Origin of the sequence: Novosphingobium malaysiense (genome assembly GCF_000802225.1) — a bacterium.
Lineage (GTDB): Bacteria > Pseudomonadota > Alphaproteobacteria > Sphingomonadales > Sphingomonadaceae > Novosphingobium > Novosphingobium malaysiense.
Genome location: NZ_JTDI01000003.1, coordinates 100,150 through 123,386, shown reverse-complemented (window position 1 = coordinate 123,386; position 23,237 = coordinate 100,150). Strand labels below are relative to the sequence as shown.

General features: G+C 64.3%; 18 protein-coding genes. 8 read left to right on the top strand and 10 right to left on the bottom strand.

The window, feature by feature from the left end:
- Nucleotides 1–50 precede the first annotated feature (50 nt).
- Nucleotides 51–1,832, top strand: a complete 1,782-nt coding sequence (locus LK12_RS08500; protein ID WP_039282166.1) for a cation:proton antiporter domain-containing protein — start codon at nucleotides 51–53, stop codon at nucleotides 1,830–1,832.
- Here the strand turns inward: LK12_RS08500 and LK12_RS08495 are convergent, their stop codons facing one another.
- Both LK12_RS08495 and alaS read right to left on the bottom strand, forming a co-directional pair.
- Nucleotides 1,833–2,765 carry a glutaminase gene (locus LK12_RS08495; RefSeq protein ID WP_039282163.1) on the bottom strand — a complete coding sequence of 311 codons (933 nt, stop codon included), beginning with the start codon at nucleotides 2,763–2,765 and terminating at the stop codon, nucleotides 1,833–1,835.
- A 35-nt stretch (nucleotides 2,766–2,800) separates the two neighbouring features.
- Entirely contained in the window at nucleotides 2,801–5,449 is a 2,649-nt protein-coding gene (alaS, locus tag LK12_RS08490) for an alanine--tRNA ligase (protein ID WP_039284990.1), read from the bottom strand.
- A 167-nt stretch (nucleotides 5,450–5,616) separates the two neighbouring features.
- On the opposite strand from alaS, the gene LK12_RS08485 reads away from it, so the two are divergent.
- Nucleotides 5,617–6,315, top strand: coding sequence for a glutathione S-transferase (locus LK12_RS08485; protein WP_039282160.1), 699 nt, complete (start codon nucleotides 5,617–5,619; stop codon nucleotides 6,313–6,315).
- A gap of 84 nt (nucleotides 6,316–6,399) precedes the next feature.
- Here LK12_RS08485 and recA read toward each other — a convergent pair whose 3' ends face one another.
- The 5 genes from recA to LK12_RS08460 form a co-directional block, all read right to left on the bottom strand.
- Nucleotides 6,400–7,470: a recombinase RecA gene (gene recA / locus LK12_RS08480; protein ID WP_039282158.1), complete on the bottom strand. Its 1,071-nt coding sequence runs from the start codon at nucleotides 7,468–7,470 to the stop codon at nucleotides 6,400–6,402.
- Between the two features lie 123 nt (nucleotides 7,471–7,593).
- A complete protein-coding gene (locus LK12_RS08475; RefSeq protein ID WP_039282156.1) occupies nucleotides 7,594–10,011 on the bottom strand; it encodes a hybrid sensor histidine kinase/response regulator in 2,418 nt (805 codons plus the stop codon).
- Nucleotides 10,008–10,610, bottom strand: coding sequence for a DUF2062 domain-containing protein (locus tag LK12_RS08470; protein ID WP_039282153.1), 603 nt, complete (start codon nucleotides 10,608–10,610; stop codon nucleotides 10,008–10,010). The genes LK12_RS08475 and LK12_RS08470 overlap by 4 nt, the downstream gene beginning before the upstream one ends.
- The gene (gene smpB / locus LK12_RS08465; protein WP_039282151.1) at nucleotides 10,607–11,089 is read right to left on the bottom strand and encodes an SsrA-binding protein SmpB; all 483 of its coding nucleotides are present in this window, start codon (nucleotides 11,087–11,089) and stop codon (nucleotides 10,607–10,609) included. The genes LK12_RS08470 and smpB overlap by 4 nt, the downstream gene beginning before the upstream one ends.
- Before the next feature lie 78 nt (nucleotides 11,090–11,167).
- Nucleotides 11,168–11,599 (bottom strand): nuclear transport factor 2 family protein, encoded by a 432-nt coding sequence (locus tag LK12_RS08460; RefSeq protein ID WP_052223286.1) that lies wholly within the window; start codon nucleotides 11,597–11,599, stop codon nucleotides 11,168–11,170.
- 228 nt (nucleotides 11,600–11,827) lie between these two features.
- On the opposite strand from LK12_RS08460, the gene LK12_RS08455 reads away from it, so the two are divergent.
- The gene (locus LK12_RS08455) at nucleotides 11,828–13,762 is read left to right on the top strand and encodes an alpha/beta hydrolase family protein (protein WP_039282148.1); all 1,935 of its coding nucleotides are present in this window, start codon (nucleotides 11,828–11,830) and stop codon (nucleotides 13,760–13,762) included.
- A gap of 18 nt (nucleotides 13,763–13,780) precedes the next feature.
- Here the strand turns inward: LK12_RS08455 and dapA are convergent, their stop codons facing one another.
- The gene (dapA, locus tag LK12_RS08450) at nucleotides 13,781–14,662 is read right to left on the bottom strand and encodes a 4-hydroxy-tetrahydrodipicolinate synthase (RefSeq protein WP_039282144.1); all 882 of its coding nucleotides are present in this window, start codon (nucleotides 14,660–14,662) and stop codon (nucleotides 13,781–13,783) included.
- Between the two features lie 103 nt (nucleotides 14,663–14,765).
- On the opposite strand from dapA, the gene LK12_RS08445 reads away from it, so the two are divergent.
- Nucleotides 14,766–16,733: a lytic transglycosylase domain-containing protein gene (locus tag LK12_RS08445; protein WP_039282141.1), complete on the top strand. Its 1,968-nt coding sequence runs from the start codon at nucleotides 14,766–14,768 to the stop codon at nucleotides 16,731–16,733.
- A 13-nt stretch (nucleotides 16,734–16,746) separates the two neighbouring features.
- Here LK12_RS08445 and LK12_RS08440 read toward each other — a convergent pair whose 3' ends face one another.
- On the bottom strand, nucleotides 16,747–18,123 hold the full coding sequence (locus LK12_RS08440; RefSeq protein ID WP_039282138.1) for a glycoside hydrolase family 27 protein: 1,377 nt from the start codon (nucleotides 18,121–18,123) through the stop codon (nucleotides 16,747–16,749).
- A gap of 128 nt (nucleotides 18,124–18,251) precedes the next feature.
- Here LK12_RS08440 and greB point away from each other — a divergent pair, with 128 nt between their 5' ends.
- The 3 genes from greB to LK12_RS08425 all read left to right on the top strand — a co-directional run bounded on the left by greB (nucleotide 18,252) and on the right by LK12_RS08425 (nucleotide 20,528).
- Nucleotides 18,252–18,737: a transcription elongation factor GreB gene (gene greB, locus LK12_RS08435; RefSeq protein WP_039282136.1), complete on the top strand. Its 486-nt coding sequence runs from the start codon at nucleotides 18,252–18,254 to the stop codon at nucleotides 18,735–18,737.
- Nucleotides 18,738–18,846: 109 nt separating this feature from the next.
- Complete coding sequence (locus LK12_RS08430; RefSeq protein WP_039282133.1) at nucleotides 18,847–20,226, top strand: aromatic ring-hydroxylating oxygenase subunit alpha; 1,380 nt, start codon at nucleotides 18,847–18,849, stop codon at nucleotides 20,224–20,226.
- 95 nt (nucleotides 20,227–20,321) lie between these two features.
- Nucleotides 20,322–20,528, top strand: a complete 207-nt coding sequence (locus tag LK12_RS08425) for a hypothetical protein (RefSeq protein WP_039282130.1) — start codon at nucleotides 20,322–20,324, stop codon at nucleotides 20,526–20,528.
- A 12-nt stretch (nucleotides 20,529–20,540) separates the two neighbouring features.
- Here the strand turns inward: LK12_RS08425 and sthA are convergent, their stop codons facing one another.
- A complete protein-coding gene (gene sthA, locus LK12_RS08420) occupies nucleotides 20,541–21,935 on the bottom strand; it encodes a Si-specific NAD(P)(+) transhydrogenase (protein ID WP_039282128.1) in 1,395 nt (464 codons plus the stop codon).
- 237 nt (nucleotides 21,936–22,172) lie between these two features.
- On the opposite strand from sthA, the gene LK12_RS08415 reads away from it, so the two are divergent.
- A complete protein-coding gene (locus LK12_RS08415; RefSeq protein ID WP_082010499.1) occupies nucleotides 22,173–23,153 on the top strand; it encodes a TauD/TfdA dioxygenase family protein in 981 nt (326 codons plus the stop codon).
- Nucleotides 23,154–23,237 lie beyond the last annotated feature (84 nt).

The window sequence follows — 23,237 nt, the reverse complement described above, 5'->3', positions numbered from 1 at the left end:
GTAGAATCCGGCGGATGACAAACCCGCGCATCATGCCATAGTGACCGGACATGGCCGGCAGCAGCGATCTCTATTCCCCCGTCCTGTCCGACGCCCTGGTCATACTGGGCGCGGCAGGCATCGTGATTCCCGTATTCAACCGTTTCCGGATCACCCCGGTGATCGGATTCATTCTCGTCGGCCTGCTGGTCGGCCCGTTCGGCCTGGGGCGCCACGTCTTCGACCATCCCTGGCTGTCCTACGTCACGATAACCGATCCCGACGGGCTGGAGGTATTCGCCGAATTCGGCATCATCCTGCTGCTGTTCTCGATCGGCCTGGAGCTGTCGTTCGGCCGCCTGTGGGAAATGCGCCGCATGGTCTTCGGGCTGGGCTCGCTCGAACTCATCGTCATCGGCTCTTCGCTCACCTTCATCCTGACCGCCATCGGCCAGGGGTTCGCGGGCGCGCTGGCGCTCGGCCTCGCGCTGTCGCTGTCCTCGACCGCGCTCGTGCTCAAGATCACCAATACCGCGAGCCCGGTGGGACGCGCGGCACTCTCGATGCTGCTGTTCGAAGACATCGCGCTGGTCCCGATCATCTTCCTGCTCGGCGCCCTGGCCCCGCATGCCGACAGCGACAGCATGGGCAACCTCCTGCACACGCTCGGCTGGGGCAGCGCCGCAGTGATCGCCCTGCTCGTCTTCGGCCGTTACCTGCTCCCGCCGCTTTTCGCCCAAGCCGCGCGCACCAAGAGCCCGGAACTGTTCCTGGCCGCGAGTCTGCTGGTGGTGATTCTTGCGTCGCTGGCGACAGCGGCCACCGGGCTCTCCCCCATCGTCGGGGCGCTGGTTGCCGGGCTGCTGATCGCAGAGACCGAATACCATTCCGAAGTCGAGCAGATCACCGAACCCTTCAAGGGTCTCGCGCTGGGGGTCTTCCTGATCACCATCGGCATGAGCATCGATATCCAGGTAGTGTGGGAAAACCTCGGGTCGATCCTCGTCGCCACGGTCGGCGTCATCCTGCTCAAGGCCGCGGTCACGGGCGTGCTGTTGCGGCTGATGGGCGCGCGACGCGGCACCGCGACGGAGACGGGGATCCTGATGTCGAGCCCTTCCGAAACGACGCTGATCGTGCTGACCGCCGCGGCCTCGGCCCAGCTCATCCAGTCCGGGACCGCCCAGTTCTGGCAAATCGTCACCGCTATCGGGCTTACCGTCACCCCGCTGCTTTCGATGGCGGGCAAGATCATGGCCCGGCAGGTGGAAAGCATCGACGTCTCGGCCGAGCCCAGGGAAGACGCCGACGAGCCGCGCACGATCATCGTCGGTTTCGGCCGCGTGGGACGGCTGGTGGCCGACATGCTGGTAAAGCATGGCCGGTCCTACATCGCCGTCGACAGCGACACCGATTTCGTCACCGAAGGCCGCCGCCGGGGCTATGCCGTGACGTTCGGCGATGCCGGCAGGGGGGACGCCATGTTGCGCCTCGGCGCCGCTCACGCCTCCGCCGTGATCCTCACCATGGACCAGCCCGTCATCGCCCAGCGGATCGTGCGGAAGCTGCGGATCCAGTTTCCCGACCTGCCGATAATCGCCCGTGCCCGCGATGCCGACCATGCCGCCCAGCTCTATCGCGCCGGCGCCACCCACGCGGTTCCGGAGACCCTGGAAAGCTCGCTGCAGCTTTCCGAAGCGGCCCTCGTCGAAACCGGCGTGGCCATGGGCCCGGTGATCGCCTCGATCCACGAGAAGCGCGACGAGTTCCGCGACATCATCATGGAGCAAGGCGGCCTGAAGGAGAAACCTGCACTCAAGTCCGGCCAGCTCGGCCAGCCGGAAGAGGTCTGATCACCCGCCGCGCGGCTCGAACACGGACCAGCCGGTGCGATGCACGAGCCGCTCCAGCGCAAGCTGCCCGAGGTGCGAATTGCCGCTGGGATTGAGGCCCGGCGACCACACGGCGATGCTGGCGATCCCCGGCGCCACGGCAAGGATGCCGCCGCCGACCCCCGATTTTCCGGGCAGGCCGATGCGGTAGGCGAAGTCTCCGGAATTGTCGTAGTGCCCGCAGGACATCATCAGCGCATTGATGCGCCGCGCGCGCCGCGCGGAGATCACCGAATGGCCTTCCGTACGACCGTCGTCCATCAGATAGCGCCCGGCCAGCGCCAGTTGACGACAACTCATGCTCAGCGCGCAGAAGTGGAAGTAGGTGCCCAGCACCAGTTCCACCGGCGCATGGACATTACCGAAAGCCCGCATGTAGTTGGCGAGCGCCATGTTGCGAAAGCCCGTGTCCTGCTCTGCCCGCGCCACGGCTTCGTCGATGACGATGCCCTCGTGGCCCGCAACCATGCGCACGAAACGCAGCATCTGCCCGATTGCCTCGCGCGGCTGGAGCCGGCCGAGCAGCACGTCGCACACGACGATCGCGCCGGCATTGATGAAGGGATTGCGCGGGATGCCGTGCTCTGTCTCGAGCTGGACAATCGAATTGAACGCCGAACCGGATGGCTCGCGGCCGACCCGGGCCCAGAGCTGGTCGCCGACGGCACCCAGCGCCAGTGTCAGCGCGAAAACCTTGGAGATCGACTGGATCGAGAACGGCTCGTCGGCATCGCCAGCGACGTGCACGGTTCCGTCGTGCAGCACGACAGCCATGCCGAACTTGCTATCGGGCACGCAGGCCAGCGGCGGGATGTAGTCCGCAACCTTGCCGCGATGCTCGTGACCGCGCATCTCCTCGGCAATTTCGGCGACGATGGCGGCAATCGAACCCAATGGAAAACCTCCCCCTTGCGGAAGGCCGCGGGAGCTTACCCTGCCAGCGCCGCCTTCACCGCTGCAATAGCCTCGGCGCCCTTAGAGCCATCGGGACCGCCGCCCTGCGCCATGTCGGGACGGCCGCCGCCGCCCTTGCCGCCCAGCGCCGCAACGCCCGCGCGGACGAGGTCCACGGCGCTCGCCTTGTCCTTGAGATCGTCGGTCACGCCGACGGCGATCGAGGCCTTGCCCTCGTTCACCGCCACGATCGCCGCGACGCCCGAGCCCATGCGCTGCTTGGCCTGATCGAGCAGGCCGCGCAATTCCTTGGGATCGAGGCCCTCGAGCACCTGACCGGAGAAGGTCACGCCGTTGACGTCCTCGTCGGCCGGACCGGACGCAGCGGCGCCGCCGCCGCCGAGCGCCAGGGCCTTCTTTGCATCGGCCAGTTCGCGTTCGAGCTTCTTGCGCTCGTCGAGCAGCGCGGCGATGCGGGTTTCGACGTCCTCGGGATTCGTACGCAGCAGGCCCGCGGCGTTCTTCAGCGCATCCTCGCGACCGACCAGCCACTGGCGTGCGCCTTCGCCGGTCAGCGCCTCGATGCGACGCACGCCCGAGCTGACCGCGCTTTCGGAAACGATGCGGAACACGCCGATGTCGCCGGTCGCGCGCACGTGCGTGCCGCCACACAGTTCGACCGAATAGGTGCGGTCGCCCGAGGTGCGCCCCATCGAAAGCACGCGGACCTCGTCGCCGTACTTCTCGCCGAACAGCGCCATGGCGCCCGCCTCGATCGCATCCTCGGGCGTCATCAGGCGCGTCAGCACCGCCTCGTTCGCACGGATTTCCGCGTTCACTTCTGCTTCGATGGCGGCAATGTCCTCTTCAGACAGCGCCTTGGGGTGCGAGAAGTCGAAGCGCAGACGGTCGGCGGAGACCATCGACCCCTTCTGCGTGACGTGATCGCCGAGGCGGTTGCGCAGCGCCGCATGGAGCAGGTGCGTGGCCGAGTGGTTGGCGCGAATCGCATCGCGGCGTTCCACGTCCACCACAAGGTTGACGACGTCGCCGACCTTGATCGCGCCTTCCTCGACCTTGCCGGTCATCGCGTGGAGGCGGCCGAGCGGCTTCGAGGTGTCGGCAATCGCGATCTTCAATCCCTTGCCGCTGATCGTGCCGGCATCGCCGACCTGGCCGCCCGATTCGCCGTAGAAAGGCGTCTGGTTGGTCAGCACGGTAACCTCGTCGCCCGCCTTGGCGGATTCGACTTCCTTGCCGTCCACCACCAGCGCGACCACGCGGCCCTCGCCGCTGGTGGAGGTGTAGCCGGTGAACTCGCTGGCGCCTTCGCGCTCGGCGATGTCGAACCAGACTTCGCTGTCGGCCGCCTGCCCCGAGCCCTTCCACGCCGCACGCGCGGCTGCCTTCTGGCGCGCCATCGCGGCATCGAAGCCATCCTTGTCGACCGTAATCCCGCGCGAGCGCAGCGCGTCTTCGGTCAGGTCATAGGGGAAGCCATAGGTGTCGTAGAGCTTGAAGGCGGTCTCGCCGGGCAGTTCGCCGCCCTCGCCCATCCCGCCCGTAGCTTCGTCGAGCAGCTTGAGGCCATTGGCGAGCGTGCGGCGGAACTGCACTTCCTCGCGCTCCAGCGTTTCCTCGATCAGCGGCTGCGCGCGGCCCAGTTCGGGATAGGCCTGGCCCATCTCCGCCACCAGCGCGGGCACCAGACGGTGCATCAGCGGATCCTTTGCCCCCAACAGGTGCGCATGGCGCATGGCGCGGCGCATGATGCGGCGCAGGACGTAACCGCGGCCTTCGTTGGACGGCAGCACGCCGTCGGCGAGCAGGAAGCTGGTAGAACGCAGGTGGTCGGCAATCACGCGGTGGCTCGCCTGGGTATCGCCCTCGGCCGCAACGCCGGTGAGACTTTCCGAGGCAGCGATCAGCGCCTTGAAGGTGTCGATGTCGTAATTGTCGTGAACGCCCTGCATGACGGCGGAAATGCGCTCGAGCCCCATGCCTGTGTCGATCGAGGGCTTGGGAAGATCTCCGACGATCTCGCCCGCCTCCTGCTCGAACTGCATGAACACAAGGTTCCAGATCTCGATGAAGCGGTCGCCGTCTTCCTCCGGCGATCCCGGAGGGCCGCCCCAGATGTGGTCGCCGTGATCGAAGAAGATCTCCGAGCACGGGCCGCACGGGCCGTCATCGCCCATCGCCCAGAAGTTGTCCTTGGTGGGGATGCGGATGATCTTGCTCTCGGGCAGACCCGCGATCTTCTTCCACAGGTCGAACGCCTCATCGTCGGTGTGATAGACGGTGACGAGCAGCTTCTCGACCGGAAGCCCCCATTCCTTGGTCAGCAAGGTCCAGGCGTGGGTGATCGCCTGTTCCTTGAAGTAGTCGCCGAAGGAGAAATTCCCCAGCATCTCGAAGAAGGTGTGGTGGCGCGCGGTATAGCCGACGTTGTCGAGGTCGTTGTGCTTGCCGCCGGCGCGCACACACTTCTGCGAGGATGTCGCCCGCGGCGTGGCGCGGTTCTCGAGGCCCGTGAAGACGTTCTTGAACGGCACCATCCCGGCGTTCACGAACATCAGCGTCGGATCGTTGTAGGGCACCAGCGGTGCACTTGGCACCACATCGTGGCCCTGCGAGCCGAAGTAATCGAGGAAGGACCGGCGGATCTCGTTCGTCGTCTGCATGTTGGCGCCGATAAGCCACGTACGCGAGGTCGGCAAGCTACAAGCTGCAGTCAGACTGTTCGGGAATTGCGATGAATGGCCCCTGCCCCCACGTCACGGGGCGGAGCGCATCGGCCGGGCAGCCGTTGCCTAGTTGTACCTCCAACGTACGGAAGGAGCGAACGACAATGGCCGAATTCGACCTGTACTACTGGCCCGCGCCGTTTCGCGGCCAATTCATCCGCGCGATTCTCGCCTTCGCCGGAAAGCGATGGATCGAGCATGATGCCGGCGAAATCGGCGAGATAATGGGGGCCGAGCCGCGGGAACAGCCGGTGCCGTTCATGGGGCCACCGGTACTGGTCGACAAGAGCAACGACTTCGCCCTCGCCGAGATGCCCGCCATCGCGCTCTATCTGGGAGACTGCCTGAATCTCATTCCCGGCAACCCGCAAACGCGCGCAATGACCGCCAAAGTGACCAACGATGCCAACGACGTGCTCGACGAAATCACGCTCGACGGCGGCCGCGAGATGTGGACGCAGGAAAAGTGGGAGGAATTCCTGCCGCGCCTGAAGCGCTGGATGGCGATCTGGGAGGTGACCGGCAAGCGCCATGGCCTGGAAGCGGACCGGGGCTTTTTGCTGGGCACCGGCGAGGCCGGCGTTGCCGATGTTGTCACCGCGACCTTGTGGTCCACCATGGGCGAACGGTTTGCCTCGATCGCGCAGATGCTGGACGAAACCGCGCCCTGTACGGCGGCGCTTGTCCAACGCATGCAGAACGACGCGCGCCTCGCTGCCCTGCAGCAGCAAGCCCGTGAGGATTACGGTGATAGCTATTGCGGCGGCGAAATCGAAAGGTCGCTGCGCGCGGTCGTGGGTTGAACCAGCACGATATCCACGCGAGCCCCGGATAGGAAAACGCCCGGCGCAAGGGCCGGGCGTCTCCGTTTCTTCCAGATGGAAGGCCTATTCGTCCTCGGCCGACGGGCCCACCATCATCTCTTCGGAAAGACCTTCGGTCTGGCCGCGGATCGCCTTTTCGAGGCGTTCGCACACTTCCGGGTTTTCCTTCAGGTAGGTCTTGGCGTTTTCGCGGCCCTGCCCGATGCGGATCGAATCGTAGGAGAACCACGAACCGGACTTCTCGACGATGCCGGCCTTGACGCCGAGATCGAGGATTTCGCCGATCTTGGAAATGCCCTCGCCGTACATGATGTCGAATTCGACCTGCTTGAACGGCGGCGCGACCTTGTTCTTCACCACCTTTACGCGGGTCGCGTTGCCGATGATGTCGTCGCGGTCCTTGATCTGGCCGGTGCGGCGGATGTCGAGGCGGACCGACGCATAGAACTTGAGCGCATTGCCGCCCGTCGTCGTCTCCGGGTTGCCGTACATCACGCCGATCTTCATGCGCAGCTGGTTGATGAAGATCACCATGCACTTGGAGCGGTTGATCGAACCGGTCAGCTTGCGCAGCGACTGGCTCATCAGACGGGCCTGCAGGCCGACGTGGCTGTCGCCCATCTCGCCCTCGATCTCGGCACGGGGGACCAGCGCGGCAACCGAGTCCACCACCAGCACGTCGATCGCGTTCGAGCGCACCAGCGTGTCGGTAATTTCGAGCGCCTGCTCACCGGTGTCGGGCTGCGAAACGATCAGTTCATCGATATCGACGCCCAGCTTGCGGGCATAGACCGGGTCGAGCGCGTGCTCGGCATCGATGAAGGCTGCGGTGCCGCCGGCCTTCTGCGCTTCGGCAATCACGTGCAGTGCCAGCGTGGTCTTGCCCGAGCTTTCCGGGCCGTAAACTTCGATCACGCGGCCCTTCGGCAGGCCGCCGACGCCGAGCGCTATGTCCAGCCCCAACGAACCGGTGGAAATCGCTTCGACCTGCATCGTTTCCTTGGAGCCCAGCTTCATTGCCGAGCCCTTGCCGAACGCGCGGTCGATCTGGGCGAGCGCTGCTTCTAGCGCTTTCTGACGGTCCATCGAATCCTTGTCCTTGCCTTCCTGGATCAGCTTGAGCTGAGCAGCCATTTCACTTCCCCTTTGCTACCGGTCTGACCGGAAAGGTCAACGTCACGGCAAGCGATGTATCGCATTTGTTCTCGGTGAACAAGGGGGGAACAACGGGAGTTTTCCCAATTTTAATTCGGGCCGCTATTTCGCGGTGCGGGCCAGGACCTCGCCGACCTTCTCGGAAAGCTGCTGCACGGAGAAGGGCTTGGGCATGAACCAGGCGTTGGCGATGCCGATTTCCTTGCGCAGCTGCTCCTCGGCATAGCCGGACATGAACAGCACGGGCAGTTCGGGTGCCAGCTTGCGGATCTCGCGGGCCATCGCCGGGCCGTCCAGCGACGGCATGACCACGTCCGATACGACGAGATCGAACTGGCCGCCCTCCTCGACCATGACCAGTCCCTCTTCGCCGTCGCGCGCGCTGGTCACCTCGTAGCCCTGCCGCAACAGCGCGCGTTCGGCCACCATGCGTACCGGATCCTCGTCTTCCACCAGCAGGATACGGCCGCCGCCGGCCCACTTGCTCGGGACAGGTTCCTCCTTGGCCGCCACCGGTTCGGGGGCGCTGCCCGCTGCAACGTGATGGACCGGCAGGTAGACGATGAACCGCGTGCCCTTGCCCACTTCGCTTTCGGCGAAGATGAAACCGCCCGACTGCTTGACGATGCCGTAGACCGTCGAGAGGCCGAGGCCGGTACCCTTGCCCTGCTCCTTGGTGGTAAAGAAGGGTTCGAAGATCTTGCCGAGATGCTCCGGCGGAATGCCGCCGCCGGTATCCTCGACGATGAGCGCGGTATATTCGCCCGCCGGAATGATCTCGCTGCGCATGGCGCGCACGTCGGTCGTCGTGACCTTGCGCGTGGCCAGCGTGAGCTTGCCCGAGCCATCTCCGCGCGACTGCATGGCATCTCGTGCGTTCACAGCCAGATTGACGATGACCTGTTCGAGCTGCGTCGGGTCCGCGCGCACCGCGCCGAGATCGCGGTCGTGGGTGACGACGAGCTGGATCTTCTCGCCGATCAGGCGGCGCAGCATCTGCGAGACATCGGCAACGACATCGGGAAGCTGCAGCACTTCGGGCCGCAGCGTCTGCTGGCGCGAGAACGCGAGAAGCTGGCGCGTGAGCGAGGCCGCGCGGTTCGAATTGGCGCGAATCTGCTGGATGTCGTCGTAGTCGGAATCGCCCGGCGTATGGCGCATCAGCATGAGGTCGCAGGTACCCAGGATCGCGGTAAGAACATTGTTGAAATCGTGCGCGACACCGCCCGCGAGCTGGCCCACCGCCTGCATCTTGGTGGCCTGAGCGACCTGCCGCTTGAGTCGTGTTTCCTCCGAAGTATCGGTCAGTCCCAGCAGCACGGCCGCTTCGCCGAGGCCACGCACACCCGCAAGGCTGAGCGAGACCGGATCGTCGTGCTGGGCCGCAAGCCGAATGGCGATGTCGCCGGCGGTGGCAGGCCCCTGCGCGAAACGGCGGATCGCCTCGCTCAGCGCGCGCTTGTCTTCCCTGACGACGAGGTCGGTCGGATAGGTCGGCGGCAGCTGGCCCTCGCGCCCGGCTGCCCGCATGAAGGCGGGATTGGCAAACAGCAGGCGACCGTCACGATCAGCCATGGCAAGGCCGAGGGGCAACTGGCTGAGCAAGGCCTCGAGGTGCGGGGCCGCAGCGGTCCCGCCGGCACTGGCGCCGATGCCCTGCCCGGCCTCTACGACCAGCATGAGCGATGGGGTGGTGTTGGGATCGGGTTCTCCCGGCAGATCGGGATCTGCCACCGGCACGTGATAGAGCACGAGCGCGGTGCCACGCCCCGCATCGCGCGCCCAGCCGATCCGTTCGCCTTCGTCCTGGCTGAGCAGTGCGACGAAATCCTGGCCGGTCATGTCGGCCAGTTCGTCACCGGTGGCCCGCAAGGCGAAACCGGTACTGGCAGCGCGGATCATGCCATCGGGATCGACCAGCGCGGCGGCAATTCCGGCGTTCGCGAGCCCCCGCCCGAGCTTGCCGTCGAGATGGCCGACCAGGTCGGCCACGAGGTCGACGGCATCCACGGGCGCGATGCGCCAGACCAGAAAGTCGTCGCCCCGGCCGGACCGCTCCACTTCCACCTGCCATCGCTCGCCGTGCGTGCCGGCAACCTCGGCCCGGCCCATGCCGTCTCGCCAGGCGGTCCGGGTCACATCGGCAAGGCTTTCGAGCGAGGCCGCATCGACCGGAAGACGCGGCGGCGCAGTAGCGACACCGAACCACGATTCGTGCGCAGCGTTGGCGCATGTCAGGCGTCCCGCCCGATCGGTCACCGAGATGGCCACATCGGGGCGGTCGATGGCGGCGACCGTCACCGACCAGTCAGGCAGTGCGAATTCCGGCTCGGGCGCGGGCCGGCGGCGGCTGGAAATCATCCACGCCAGCGCGGCAAACACCAGCATGGAGGCGACGAACACGGCCGTGAGGACGGTATCGCCGGCCACCAGCCAGACCAGAATGGCGCTCACGAACAGAGCGAGAGCGATGATCATCGCATCGGGCAGGCGCCCTTTCCGCTCCGGCAATGGCTTCATGCGGTGGTATCCGATCCGGCGGAATCGGGCGGCGGCGCCTCGGCGCGGCGCTGATGCCAGCGCATCCTGCGGGCCACGTGCTTGCGACCGATCCAGAAGCGCCAGAACCATGCGGCCAGCACGTATCCGATTGCCGCTGCCACCGTGGAGATCACGAAGAGACCGATAAGCAACGCCGGCGCCGCATCGGACAGCAACCAGTGCGACCAGTCGGCCAGGCCGGCGCTGCGTTCGTAGAGCGCATAGAACGTCGACAGGTCGGCGTGATAGCCGAGCAGGTTGCCCACCCAGATGGAAGCGGCGAGAATCAGTGGCGTGGTCGCCGGGTTCGAAAGGAACGTCATCGCCGCCGCAATCGGGATGTTACCGCGCGAGGGCACGCACAGGAGCGCGGCCCCGGCAATCTGCACGCCCGGAATAAGGGCGAAGATTCCCACCAGCAGACCGACCGCGACCCCGCGCGGAACCGATCGACGGGTAAACCGAAACAGCTCCTGCCGACGCGCGATCGATGCCGTGAAGCGATTGGCCTCGAGCTGCTCGTGTGTCGGCATCTGGCGGTGCAACCAGCGGGACAGGCGGGTAAAGATCGTGCTCATCGATTGTCCCGCAGAATCCGTGCCTGATCGCGCTTCCAGTCGCGCTCCTTGATGGTGTGCCGCTTGTCCGCCGCGTTCTTTCCCTTGGCAAGAGCAAGTTCGACCTTCGCGCGGCCGCGGCTGTTGAAATAGATCGACAGGGGCACCAGCGTCATGCCCTTGCGGTCCACCGCGCCTTGCAGCTTGGCGATCTCCCGTTCGTGCAGGAGCAGCTTGCGCGGCCGCTTGGGCTGGTGGTTGAAGCGATTGCCGTGGCTGAATTCGGGCACGTTGGCATTGACCAGCCAGCATTCGCCGTTCTTGATCTCGGCATAGGATTCGGCGATCGAGCCCTCGCCGAAACGCAGGCTCTTCACCTCCGTTCCGGTCAGCGCAATCCCCGCCTCGTACTTGTCCTCGATATGGTAGTCGAAACGGGCCTTGCGGTTCTCTGCGACGGTCTTGACCTTGTCGAATGTCGTATGTTGCGGACGTGCCATGGTGGTGGGCCATGTAGGGATACACGCGCCAAAAGAAAACGGCCCATTCGCTGAACGACGTCGGCAGCAAGCCGCGCGTCAATCGTGCTGCAGGTAAATGTCCAGGTGGACCAGTTTTCCGGCATCGTCGAACTGGTAGACCGTGCAGGAATTCACGACCGATTCCGTGCCTCCGCGCGGATGGTTGTGTTCGGTCAATTCCAGATAGACGCGATCACCGACTTCGCTGATGCGATGGAATTCCGCCCAGAAATCGGTGGTGGTCCCCCACATCATCAGCAGACCGCGATAGACGTCCCAGCCCATGTCGACCTTGTCGTTGCCCACGCGCCGGAATTTTTTCGTATCGAGCATGGCGGCCAGTTCATCCCATCCCGATTCGTCGAAGCCGGGCTCCTTGGCCTTTTCGACCGTGCGCTTGATGCAATCGGTATAGGCCAGCACCTTCTTGGCATATTCGCCGGTCACGGCGTCGCGGTCAGTCCAGGTGGCGGCTGCCGAACTCGTCATCGTCTTCTCTCCTCCCGCAAATCGATTCGTATTTGCAGAACACTGTTCACGAGACCGAAGGCCAAGGCAAATCGCGAGGAACAGGCGCTTGAACCGCTCGGTGAACGGCGATTAATTCCCTGTAATCCATCGCAAAATACTTGCGTCGCAGGCGACCTTTCCGAACATGACCTCGACAGGGTAAATCAGTAGGGGGGTAGACAGGTGGGGGTATGCAAGCGACGGGCAATGGGCATGCTCGCGTTCGCGCTCGTGTGCAGTCCGGCAACGCTTGCGGCGAAGGTCCAGGAGCCCATCCCACTGGCAGCCTATGGCGATCTGCCGTCCGTCGAGGACATCGCGCTTTCGCCCGATGGCACCAAGAGCGCCGCGATCCGCAACATCAAGGGCGAAATGCGCCTGGTCGTCGTCGATGAAAGCGGTGACGTGCTGGTCAATTCCTCTGCAGGTACCACGAAGGTCCGCGGAGTTTCCTGGGCCGACGATTCGACCGTTCTCGTCACCAACACCGCGACCGTGTCTCTCGGTCCGTCCTTCACGGTTTCGAAATACGAGATGACAGGCACAATCATTGTCTCCCTGAACCGCGATTTCAAACCCGAACTGGTCTTTTCAAGGCGCCGGACCATCGCCGACACTACCCGTGGCTTCTATGGCATCCGCCGTATCGACGGGCGCACGGTCGGCTACTTCGGCGGTATCGCGCTCGATCCGGGATATGGCGGAAACATGCGCTTCAGGCACGGCAGGACGACGCTCTACGCGGTCGACCTTCCCGAGAACACGCCGCGGCAAGTCGCACCGCCGCCGAGTGAAGGCCACTATCGCGACTGGCTTGTCGATGTCGTCGGCACCGTGGCAACCACGCTCGATATCAACGAGACCAACGGCAAGTGGAGCATCGAGAACGTCCGCGGGGACGAACTTGCACGCGGTGTCGATCCGAATGGAAACGTAAGCCTGATCTGCTTCGGAAAGGACAACGCGACCGTCATCTACTCAATCAGGGACGATAAGGAAGTCGACCGCTGGTTCGAGGTCCCCCTGGCTGGTGGCACGCCAACGGAATTCCTCGCGGACGTCCCGGTCGAGCGGCTCTACATCGACCATGAGACCGGCCGCTTGCTCGGCTACCGCAAGGCCGATGAGAGTGGCGAGACGGTAGTGTTCGACCCGGCGGCACAATCGGCCATCAGCCGCATATTTCGTGCCTTCCCGGGCCGCAACGCGCGCCTGATGGACTGGACCAGCGGTTTTACCAAGGTGGTCCTGCGGGTCGACGGCAATGGCGACAGCGGCACCTGGTTCCTCGTGGATGTCGCCAACCACCGCGCCGATCCCATCGGTGATGAACGCCCCCTGATCTGGGGCAAGGACGTGGGGGCCATCTCCCGCGTCGACTACAGCGCGAGCGATGGCCTCGCACTGGACGGCGTGCTGACCCTGCCGCCGGGACGCGAAGCAAAGAACCTGCCCGTCATACTGCTCCCGCATGGCGGCCCGCACGCCGCCGACGAAGTCGGATTCGACTGGTGGGCTCAGGCATTCGCATCGCGGGGATATGCCGTGTTCCAGCCAAATTTCCGGGGTTCGACCGGGCGCGGCGATGCCCTGCGCAATGCCAGCTACGGCGAATGGGGCCGCAAGATGCAGACGGACATCTCGGACGGACTGGCCGAACTCGTGAAGCGCGGGATCGCCGATCCGAAACGGGCGTGCATCGTCGGCGCCAGCTACGGCGGCTATGCCGCTCTGGCGGGCGTCACGCTCCAGCACGGGATATACCGCTGCGTCGTGGCTGTGGCGCCGGTTGCGGACGTAGACATGTTCTTCGATGCCCGGGTCAGGGAAAGCGGCCGATCACACATGACGCGCCATTTCTGGCAAGAGGAACTGGGCGATCCCAAGCATTACGACGACGTCTCCCCACGCAAGCACGCAAGTGAGGCCGACGCGCCGATCCTGCTGATCCACGGCAAGGACGATACGGTCGTACCCTATCGCCAGAGCACCGCGATGGCGGATTCACTCAAGGACGCAGGCAAGCCCTATCAGCTGGTAACGCTGAAGGAGGAGGACCATTGGCTCTCGCGTGCCGAAACGCGCAAGGAAATGCTCCAGGCCACCATGGCCTTCGTCCAGAAGCACAATCCGGCGAAGTGATCCGCCGGGCGTCGCGCCCTAGAGCAACCCGGCGTGTACCAGCGCTTCGTCGACGGCCTTGCGCGCAGCGTCGTTGCAGGGGACCAGCGGCAGGCGCAGTTCGTTCTCGATCCAGTCGTGAACCTGCGCCAGCGCGTACTTGCACGGCCCCGGCGAGCTGTCCTCGAACATGGCGTAATGGAGCGGGTAGAGCTTGTCGTTGATCTCGCGCGCCAGCGTCAGGTCGTTTGCCGCGCAGGCCGCCTGGAACTCGGCGCAGAGCTTGGGCGCGACATTCGCCGTCACCGAAATGCAGCCCACTCCGCCGGCGGCACTGAACGGCAGGGCCAGTTCGTCGTCGCCGGACAGCTGGCAGAAGTCCTTGCCGATGCCCCGGCGGTGATCGGTCACCCGTGCCAGGTCTCCGCTGGCATCCTTGATGCCGACGAAGGTATCGGGAAAGCGGCGGGCCAGTTCACAGACCGTCTCCGGCCGCAAGTCCGTAACGGTCCGGCCCGGCACGTTATACAAAATGATTGGCAGATCATTGTTTTCGGCGAGATAGGAGAAGTGGGCCAGCAACCCTTCCTGGCTCGGCTTGTTATAGTAAGGTGCAACGACCAATGCGGCAGCGGCGCCCGACTTCTTCGAAAAATTCATGTGGAGAAGCGCGTTCATGGTATCGTTACTTCCGCATCCCGCTATCACAGGGACGCGGCCCGCCGCTTGTTCGATGCAGACTTCGATCACCCGGTGATGTTCGGCGTTGGAAAGCGTCGAATTCTCACCGGTCGTACCGCAGGGAACCAGCGCCGAGGAGCCGCATTCAATTTGCCAATCGACAAGACGACGAAACGCCTGCTCGTCGAAAGCGCCATCGCGAAACGGTGTGACAAGCGCCGGAATGGACCCCGAGAACATGGACTTTACCTCTGCTGACATTCAATTACCCGGCCCCAGCGGAGACCTCGCCCCACCGGATCGACCAGTACGTTCAGCGCCTGATAAGGAGCCTTCTTCCACAATGTCCAGTATGTTGCGTGTCTCTCCCCTGCTTCTGACGGTTTCCCTTATCAGCCTCGGAGCACCGGCCTGGGGCGAAGATGGCCGTCAATGGGACGTTGCGCGTGCACGCGCCATGCAGTCGCACGATCTTTCCGTGCACCAGTCCGTGGACCGCTGGCAGCAGCTTGTTGCCAATGATCGCATGGGCTTTTCGGCCTATGCCAGCTTCCTGCTCACCTACCCCGGCTATCCGCGCGAAGAGAAGATTCGCGGATTCGCGGAAAAAGCGTTGCTCAGCGAATCACCCGATCCCTCGACGGTCATCGCCTTCTTCGATCGCTATCCGCCGCTGACCAGTGAAGCGGCCGGACGCTATGCCACCGCGCTTGCCGCGGTGCGCCGATTCGATGCCCGCGACAAGGCCGTCGCCGCATGGCGTGGGGGCAGCCTGACGCCGAATGCCGAAGCGACGCTGCTGTCGCTCTATCGCGACGTGCTGACTCCGGCCGATCACGACGCCCGGATGAATGCCCTGCTCTGGCAGGGCGAGACGCAGCAGGCGGAGCGCCAGATATCGTTCGTCTCCGGCGCGAAGCGCAATGTGTTCATGGAGCGGCTGGCATTGTTGCAGGGTTCGGCGCCGGGCAGTCTGGGCCTCTCGCTGCCGTCGCATGTCGCGTCGGATCCCGGCTACGTCTACAACCGCGCCGTTCAGGCGCGGCGTTCAGGCAACTTGCCGGGCGAGATAACCCTGTTGGCCAACCGTCCCCTGCTGAGCGAGCCGGTGCTCGATCCGGAAAAGTGGGTGAAGGAGCTGCTTACGGCCGCCCGCGGGGCCAGCACCGAGAGCGCGGTAAAGATCGCCAGTTCGATCGACGACGCCTTTGCGCCCGGCACCGATATCAGCCAGATGTCCTATCGCCTGCGCGACGATTACACCTCGCTTGTCTGGCTGGGCGGAACCAAGGCCTTGTGGGAACAGCAGGACCCGCGCCGGGCGGCGCCCCTGTTCTATCGCTACGGCGCGGCGGCACAGACGCCGGGAACGCGCTCCAAGGGGTTCTACTGGGCCGGGCGCGCGCTGGCCAAGGCAGGCGACACTGCCGAGGCCAACCGCTATTTCGAAATGGCGGCGCAATATCCGCAGTATTTCTACGGCCAACTGTCGCTCGAGAGACTGAAGCGCCCCATTCCCAACCTCGACACCTCGCCCAAGGCGGTGCCGACCAAGGCCGAACGCAAGGCCTTCATGGAGCGGCCGATCGTCGATGCCGTGCGCGATGTCGCGCGCGATGGAGATTGGCGAACCGCCGTGCAATTCTTCCGGGAGATTGCCGATCAGGCGGAGACCGAGGCCGATCACGTGCTCGTGGCGGACCTTGCGCAGGAGATCGGCCGCCGCGACCTGGCGGTCATCCTCGGCCAGAGCGCGCATGAAGACGGGTTCGGCGAATTCGGCGAAATATCCTATCCGCTGATCCCGACGCCACCGGGCACGAACTGGACCATGGTCCATGCTCTGACCCGCCAGGAAAGCCAGTTTGCGCAGAATGCAATGAGTCACGCTGGCGCGCGCGGCCTGATGCAGCTCATGCCGGCAACTGCACGCGAGCAGGCCGGCAAGATGGGCCTGGGTTATAGCCTTTCGGACCTCACCAACGACGCTACCTACAACATCCGACTGGGCGACGGGTATTTCGGCCGCATGATGGATTATTATGGCGGCGCCACGCCGCTGGCCGTGGCGGCCTACAATGCCGGGCCGGGCAACGTGAACAAGTGGCTGCGCGCCAACGGCGATCCGCGCACCGGCGCCGTCGACTGGATCGACTGGATCGAGCGGATCCCGATCTACGAGACCAAGAACTACGTTCAGCGCGTGCTGGAAAACGCCGTGGTCTACGAGGAGATATATCCGGACAAGTCGAACTACCGCGGCCCGAACAAGCTCACCCATCTGATGCCCGGCAAGCGGCAACCCGGCTAGGCCTTATTACGGTTTAGGTCCGCCGCAGACGGTAGAGTGCCGATGCGTGCGGTGCGAGGCGGCTGGATACCCTCTCCGCCTCGTTGCCGATTTCGGCGCCCTGCCAGACGTCGTAGACCGCTACAGGCCCCGCCATGCCCAGTTGCCGCAAGGCAATTCCGCATTCACGGGCCTCGTCGGTGACGTTGAACAAGGCGAGATAGCGGTCGCTGCCGTCTTCGCTCCAAGCGGACCAGGCCTTCATCCCATCCTCGACATAGTGGGGGCAATTGCCGGTACTCGCCTGGTTCACCGCCAGCACACCCGGATTGGTCAGCAGGTCCAGCGTCGGTTTGTCGAGATAGCGCAGGTCGCCGCCCATGATCAGCGGGGAACGGGCGATCGACCACAGCGTCATAAGGGTGCGCTGCTCGTCCGTTGTGAAGCGCGTGTCGCGGTCGCCCAGCGCCAGACGGCCGAGCGGCAACATGTCGGCATCGGGCCATGAGCCAGGTGCCCGATAGGGTGTCCAGTTCTCCAGCCGGGTGAACTGGGCTTCCAGCAGCGACCAGTCATCCCAGAAATCATCTGAAATCCGCCACATCTGTGCATGCCGGCGGACATGATCGCCGCGCAGGAGCGGCGTTTCCCCTGGCGAAAGGCTGAGTACGATGGGCCTTCCGCAACGGCTGATCGCCTGGGCCGCGGCCTCGATCTCCGGCGCGTGGGCGTCATAGGGGCGGCTCATGTCGTCCATCTTGACGAAGTCCACGCCCCACGCAGCATAGAGGCGGAACAGGCCGTCGTAGTATTCCTGGGCGCCGGGTTTGCGCATGTCGACGCCGTACATATCGGGATTCCAGGCGCAGGTGCTCGTTGTATCCGCGATGTCCGCGGCGCGAAGGTCGGTCCCCAGAATCGGCAGGTTGAGTTCCACCGCCCGGCGAGCGATGCCGCGCATCACGTGGATGCCGAACTTCATGCCCATGGCGTGGACCTTCTCGGCCAAGGGGGCGAAACCCTTGCCGTCGGCTGCGGAGGGGAAGCGGTTGGGGGCCGGGGTCAACCGACCATACGCATCGAGCGAGGGCACCGGGTGCGTGTTGTAGGTGTAGCCCTTTGCCTCCGGCTCGTACCACTGGATGTCGACAGTAAAGGTGTCGTAGCCGCTGGGTAGCAGGCGGTCGCGCATGATTGCTGCGGTCTCCAACGCCTGCGTCTCGTCGATCGTCCCGGCAAAACTGTTCCAGCTGTTCCATCCCATCGGCGGTTTCAGCGCGAGCCCGGCAGCATTTGCGGCAGGGGCCCCGCCCGTTTTCCCGCTGGCGGCCTCAGCCGGCCCTGCAAGCGGCAAGGTGGCGACGGGCGCCGCAGCAGCGGCAAGCAGGATGTTGCGACGCGATATGGCCATAATCAGTATCCTCAACTCCAAGGCACCCCTTATTTGTCGGACAAATAAAGGGTATGCAACCTTGCGGAAGTGTCGAGCAGACGCGACGAGCCTTGGCTGCCCTGCCCTCGCGCCCTAAACACGCCGCGATGAAACCTGCAGGTCCTCCGATAACCCCCGCCGGCATGGCCGCGCTGCGCGCCCGCTACGATCATCTGTTGGGCACGGAGCGCCCGGAAATCGTGGAGATCGTTTCCTGGGCTGCTGGCAACGGCGACCGTTCGGAAAACGGCGACTACCTCTATGGCCGCAAGCGCATGCGCGAGATCGACCGCGAACTGGCGCACCTCGCACGCCGGATGAAGAAGCTGCGCGTGATCGACCCGGCGCATCAGGAAGAGCGCGGCAAGGTATTCTTCGGCGCCACCGTCGAACTGGCCGACGAGGACGACGAGCGCATGACCGTGACTATCGTTGGCGACGACGAACAGGATGCCTCCGCAGGTCGTATCGGCTGGGGGGCGCCGCTTGCTCGCGCGCTGCGCGGGGCCGCCATCGGCGACCTGAGGACCGTGCGCCTCCCTTCCGGCGAGAAGGAATGGGAAGTGATGGCGATCGAATATCCGCACAGTTGACAGCTTTGCGTTCGATCAAAGTTCTGTCCGCAGACACGGGAGTACACCGCTTCTAGTAAACAGTGCTGTTGATTAGTGGCACTTTGCGACATCGCACGGGAGCGGAACGATGAACGAACTGAGCAAAGTCGAAGCGACCACCGAAACGACCCCGGAACCGGTCGTAATCCCGGTAGAAGCCTATATTTCAGAAGACTATGCCCGCGCCGAGCGTGACAAGCTGTGGCGCAAGTGCTGGCTTCAGGCAGGCCGCGTGGAGGACCTGCCCGAGGTCGGCAGCTACATCACCTACGAAATTCTCGACGACTCGGTCCTGATCGTGCGCGTGGCCGAAGGCGAGGCCGCGAACGGCGCGGACGGCAAGATCAAGGCGTACCGCAACGTCTGCACCCACCGCGGCCGCCGCCTCGTCGACACGCCCAAGGGCGAGCGCAATGCCCACGGCAAGCGGATGAACTTCGTCTGCGGCTTCCACGCCTGGACTTTCGAGCTGGACGGCAAGGCCAGCTATATCCAGTCGAAGGAAGACTGGGGCCCCAAGCTCTGCGACGACGTGACGCGTCTGGGCGAAGTGAACATCGACACCTGGGGCGGCTTCGTGTGGATCAACCTCGATCCCGACGCCGAGCCGCTGCGCGACTATCTGGAGCCGGCGGCGACCATGCTCGATCCCTTCCAGCTCCAGAACATGCGCCCGCGCTGGCGCAACTGGACGGTGTTCGACTGCAACTGGAAAGTCGCGCTCGAGGCCTTCAACGAGACCTATCACGTCCCGGGCACCCACCCCGAATTCACCGAGTTCGGCGACTTCACCGGCTGGGGGCGCCCGCAGGGCAAGCACAGCCACATCGGCTACGACACCGGCGAAGGCCCAAAGGAAAACGCATCCAAGCTGCGCCTCGGCGCGGGTGATCCGCGCACCACGACGGCGATGATGCAGAAGTACACCTGGGAAGGCGTCAACACCAACACCACCAAGACGCTGGTGGATGTGGCGCAGACGCTGCCGGAAGTCCTGCCGGAAGGCACATCGGCGGCCGAAGTGCTGCGCTACTGGCTGGAAACCTCGCGCAAGATCGATGCGGAACGCGGCGTGGTCTGGCCCGAGGTCGATCCCGCTCATGTCGCGGCCAGCGGCACCTCGTGGCAGATCTTCCCTAACCAGCAGATCGGGCACGCGGTGAACAACATGCTCTGCTACCAGGCGCGGCCCTATGGATGCGATCCGGACAAGTGCATCTTCGAAGTCGCGGTCTACGAGCTTTACCCGGAAGGAGAAGAGGCCGACACCCAGTGGCAATATGCCGATCCGGCGGACTTCCCGCACGTGCTGCTGCAGGACTTTTCCAACATGGCGGCCGTGCAGAAGGGCATGAAGATGGGCAGCTATGCCGGCAACGTGCCCAACCCCAAGGCCGAAGGTGCTGTAATCAGCCTGCACCGCAACCTCGCCCGCTACATGGGCACGGGCGATCCCAAGGATCTCTGACGGTAGAGGCCGCAAACGGAGGATCGAACGGCCGTCACCTTTGCGTTGTGCCGCCGGTGTAGTACGCTGGCGGCACACGAGGATGAGGGGTTCCGATGTCTTCCGAACGCGAACTGCGGCATGCGCTGGGCAACACACAGGCCGAGAACCAGGCACTCAAAAGCATGATCAACAAAGCTGCCGACCGGCTTGAAGACGTGGTCGAGGCAGATTGCTCCAGTGATGAGCAGGAAAAGGCCCTGAGCACCGCGAAGCGCCTGCGAACCGCGGTCCGGCTCAGCGACGAGAAGAAGCAGGACTAGATTGGCCGGGCTTCACCGCGCCATGCGGTTCCAGGCATCGAGGGCGGCGATCTTGTAGGCCTCGGCCAGCGTGGGGTAGTTGAACGTGTTCTCGATGAAATAGTCGATCGTGCCTTTCAGGTTAAGCACCGCCTGCCCGATGTGGATGAGTTCGGTCGCGCCCTCGCCGATGATGTGAACGCCCAGCAGGCGGCGGGTCTTGTTCGAGAAGATCATCTTCATCAGGCCCTGCTCCAGCCCCATGATATGCCCGCGTGAGGTCTCGCGGAAGCGGGCAATGCCGGTCTCGTAATTGATCCCCCGTTCGCGTACCTCCTGCTCGCTCATGCCGACGGTCGAGATCTCGGGCACCGCATAGATGCCGTAAGGGAAGAACGCCGGTGCTGGCGGCAAGGGCAGGCCGAAAGCATGGCAGGCGGCGATCCGCCCCTGCTCCATCGACGTGGAGGCCAGGCTCGGAAAACCGATCACGTCGCCGGCGGCATAGATGTGTTCGACGTCCGTCTGATAGGTGTCCGGATTGATCGAGAGCCGTCCCCGCGCATCGGTGGTCAATCCGCATTTCTCCAACCCCAGATCGCTCGTGGCGCCCATGCGTCCGGCGCAGTAAAGCAGCATTTCGGTGCGCACGGCACGGCCGTCCTTGAGCTTGGTCACGACCCGCCCGTCGCTTCCCCGTTCGACCGTCTCCACCGGCACTCCGAGGCGGAAGGTCACCCCGCGGTCGCGCAGTTGGTGAACGAATTCGTCGATGATTTCGCGGTCGACGAAATCGAGAAAGCTGCTGCGCGGCTCGATCACCGTCACCGCCACATCCAGCGCCGAAAAGATCGTGGCGTATTCGATGCCGATCACGCCCGCGCCGACGACCGTGAGCGAACGCGGCAGGCGCGGGACGTCGACCACCTGGTCGCTGTCCATGATGTCGGGATCGGTGAAGTCGATGTTCTCCGGATGGAACGGCACCGTACCCACAGCGATCAGGAAGCGTTCGCCCTCCACGATCAGTTCGCTCCTGTCGGGCGAAGTCACTACCACCCGGTTCGGATCGAGGAAGCGTGCGAAACCCGCCATCGTTGCAACGCCGTTGCGCAGGAACTGGTGCTCGAGCACGTCGACTTCATAGTCGAGCGTCTTGCCCAGCCGTATCGACAGATCCTGACTGCCGATCTCCTTCTTCACCCGGTAGGATCGGCCGTAGAATCCGCGCTCGCGCCAGCCGGACAGGTTCAGCGCAGTCTCGCGCAGCGTCTTTGAGGGGATCGTGCCCGTGTGCACCGACACCCCGCCCACTTTCATCCGCCCCTCGATCACGAGGACGGACTTGCCCAGTTTCGCAGCCTGAATGGCCGCGCGCCGACCCGAAGGCCCGCTGCCGATAACGACGAACTCGTAACGCCCCGCCATGTCTGCCTCCGGAAGCCTGACCCGCCTTCGGCCGGTCGGTCCCTCTCCTCCGCAAGCGCATCGAGTGTGCGGCGTGCCGCGCTGCAACGCAACAAGGATATGCCTGCGTTCCAAATTTTTCTCTTGGCCGGGGCTCGGCAAGCATGGCAATATGCTGAGCGTGCTTAGTATTGACCGCAGGCTGGACCGCCGCACGTGTCGGCAGGAGCCATCCGCACTATGGACGGGATGTTTGAAATGGCAGGATTTACCGTAAGGGATCTGGACGAAAACCTCAGCTTCGGCTCGGTTGTCGAGGGTCTGGACCGCGAAGCGCTGACCGACGAGTCGGTCCGCAAACAGTTGCGCGACCTGTTTGTGCAACGCGGCCTGATCGTTTTCCGCGACATGGAACCGACGGCACGGATGCAGGTGGAACTCAGCAAGGTCTTCGGCCCGCTCAAGGACCATCCGACCACGACCACCCCGCGCGACGAGGAAACCGGCGACCATGCCGAGGGCGTCATCGACATGCATTACGTGCCCAGCGACGATGTCGCCAAGGGCGAAGGCCTCGTCGAGATGAATGGCGAAGTGATCGCCCGCTACTCGCCGTGGCACTTCGATCATTGCTACAACGACGAACTCAACTATGCCGGCGTGCTGCGTGCCCCGATCAATGCGCCTGTCGGCGGCCGGACAGGCTTCATGGACGGCATCGAGCTTTATCGCCAGTTCCCCCGGGAACTGCGCGATGCACTCGAGGGCAAGAACATCATCTACACGCTCGACACCCGCCTTTCTCGCATGAAGTTCGGCGTCAACTTCACGCCCCTCACCGAGCATTCGACGACGCCGCAGCTGCTCAAGGAAGCGGCCAAGTTTCCGCGCGCGATGCATCCCGCGATATGGACGCGGGAAACCGGCGAAAAGGTGATGCATTATGGCCCGTGGATGGCGGTCGGTCTTGAAGGCCACGAGGATCCTGAAGGCGATCGCCTGCTCGACGACGTCGCCCATGAGATCAACCGTCTCGGGCAAGGCACCAGCGCCTACTGGCACGAGTGGAAGCCCACCGACATGGTGATCTGGGACAACCACCGGATGCTCCATGCCGTCGAAGGCTGCGACGCCAAGTACGAACGCCAGACCCTGCGTACGACGATCAAGGGCGACTATGGTCTCGGCTACTTCGAGGACGGCAAGAAGGTCGGTGAAGTCGAACGCGAGATCGCCTGACAAGCTGGCTTCGCTCGCGCTTCCCATAAGGGGCATGGTCCGCCTATAGACCGGCCATGCCCGGTCCTTTCGCTCGTGTGATTG